Genomic DNA, 1764 nt, shown 5'->3' with positions numbered 1-1764 from the left:
TCCGTTTTGCGTGCCATCTGGATCGCCGAGTCCTGCACCATTTCGGAGCCGGGATAGCGGGACGGGATCATCCCAAAGGCATCCCCGCCATTGACCCACGTGAAATGCGCCGGCAACCAGACGAGGTCCCGCAAATCCTCCACCCCGGTGATCTGAATGGCACGAATCTGATGAAATGGCAGCCAGTAATAGCGGCCGTTGATGATCACCTCCAGCACCGGACCCAGGCGCGTGTCGGCATCCGCAATCCAGTTGAACGGCTGTTCGTCAATCGTACCGGAACGCGCGCTCGCCATTTCAAACGCCTGATCGCGCAATGTTTTTGCCTGTTCATAGTGAGCCTCAGCCACCAGCCGCAGCGACTCCAGCAAATAGGCCATCCATGGGGGCGGATCGCCGAAGATCATGGGTTTGCGTCGACCGGCAAATATATCGGCCCGCAACGCCTCGCAGCGTATCGCCTCCCGGTAGGGACCCACCATCGACCAGGCGCTTTTCTCCAACTCACTCAGCACGTTCAATTGACTCAAGGCCCGTTCCCACTGCCCGAGAATCGCGAGCAGTTGAAACAGGAATATACGGTAACTGCTGTTGTCCGGATGGCTGCGAATCTGATTTTGCAATTCCTTCAGCGCAGCGGCAAGGTTTCCTTCGCGGAAATACGTCTCTGCGAGCATGGTCGACCTACTTTCATCAATGAATTTGTTCTCCTCGAAGGCGAGCGTCCATCCCCATTTGTAGATATTGACCTTCCGCCCAACCGGGGGTTGCAACCAGAAGAAAGAGCCAATTATTTACAAGTGTGTTAGGACCGTTACACTGTCATTTTTTCTACTGCCCTATTCCTCTTTGTTTGTTTCTATATTCCAGGTCAGATCGATGGCCGCATCGGCGGAGCCATCCTCTTTCTGGGGGGTATAGCTGAATTTTACCTTGGCAAAGTTCAAGGTGACATTTTCCGTCAAGCGGTCCTCACCGCCACTTCCACCGGTACTCACGGAAGTCACGAGGACCGGCGACATCGTGATGACCACGTAGTCAACCGGGGTTTCGCCAGCCTTGCGCACGGTCATGACTGCCTCCTTCAGGTGGGCCCCGTTGCAGCACTTGCGCAATAGATTCGTAGAGGATTTATCGACAAACTTGGTTATGGACACATCCTGTATGTTCGCTTTTCCGGCGCCGCCGCCGCCGCCGACATGCATCGAACCGGATTGCGACAAACCCCAGCTCCAGGCCAGCACATCGATTTCGCCTTCATGACCATCGATCTTCGATTCACCGTCAACACCATCGATTTTTAAGGTAATGTCTACAGCCATGGTAGTACTCCTTTCTTAGTAGTTGGTGCCCATCCAGAAACGGCATCTTTTTGCCCATACCTGCGTTCTCGCTCCTTTGAAATCCTCGACGTAGCCTGCTACGCCTGCGGTTTTAAAATCGTTGCGGCCTTGGCCTGAACCAAAATCTACCATTTCTGGAAAGACACTATAAGTATTAGGTTGATCAATTCTTCACGGACGGGAGTTTGGACACCAACCGCAAAGATACGGTTAATCCTTCGAGTTGATAATGAGGCCGCAGATAGAAATTGGAGGTATAGTAGCCGGGGTTGCCTTCAACCTCTGCTACGGTCACCTCGGCCGCGGCCAGCGGCTTCTTGGCTTTGGTGGTCTCGCTCGAGTTGGCCGGATCGCCGTCGACATACTGCATGATCCACTTTTGCAGCCATTTTTGCATATCATCGCGTTCTTTGAATGAGCC

2 protein-coding genes and 1 pseudogene are annotated in these 1764 nt (G+C 53.6%); all 3 read right to left on the bottom strand.

Annotated elements, in window-relative coordinates:
- A partial coding sequence (locus ABYV26_RS24970; protein ID WP_372684053.1) for a type VI secretion system accessory protein TagJ occupies positions 1–773 on the bottom strand: 773 nt, incomplete at its 3' end.
- A 66-nt stretch (positions 774–839) separates the two neighbouring features.
- A complete protein-coding gene (locus ABYV26_RS24965; protein WP_372684052.1) occupies positions 840–1322 on the bottom strand; it encodes an Hcp family type VI secretion system effector in 483 nt (160 codons plus the stop codon).
- Between the two features lie 184 nt (positions 1323–1506).
- Positions 1507–1764: pseudogene (locus ABYV26_RS24960) on the bottom strand (type VI secretion system contractile sheath large subunit); the annotation flags it as partial.

This window comes from Desulfosarcina sp. (genome assembly GCF_041551955.1).
Lineage (GTDB): Bacteria > Desulfobacterota > Desulfobacteria > Desulfobacterales > Desulfosarcinaceae > Desulfosarcina.
The sequence above is the reverse complement of the archived record's forward strand: the minus strand, read 5'-3'. Positions and strand labels throughout refer to the sequence as shown.

Excerpts from the sequence above, each read along its gene's own strand:
- ABYV26_RS24965 (WP_372684052.1), bottom strand. The coding sequence starts at position 1,322 with ATGGCTGTAGACATTACCTTAAAAATCGATGGTGTTGACGGTGAATCG.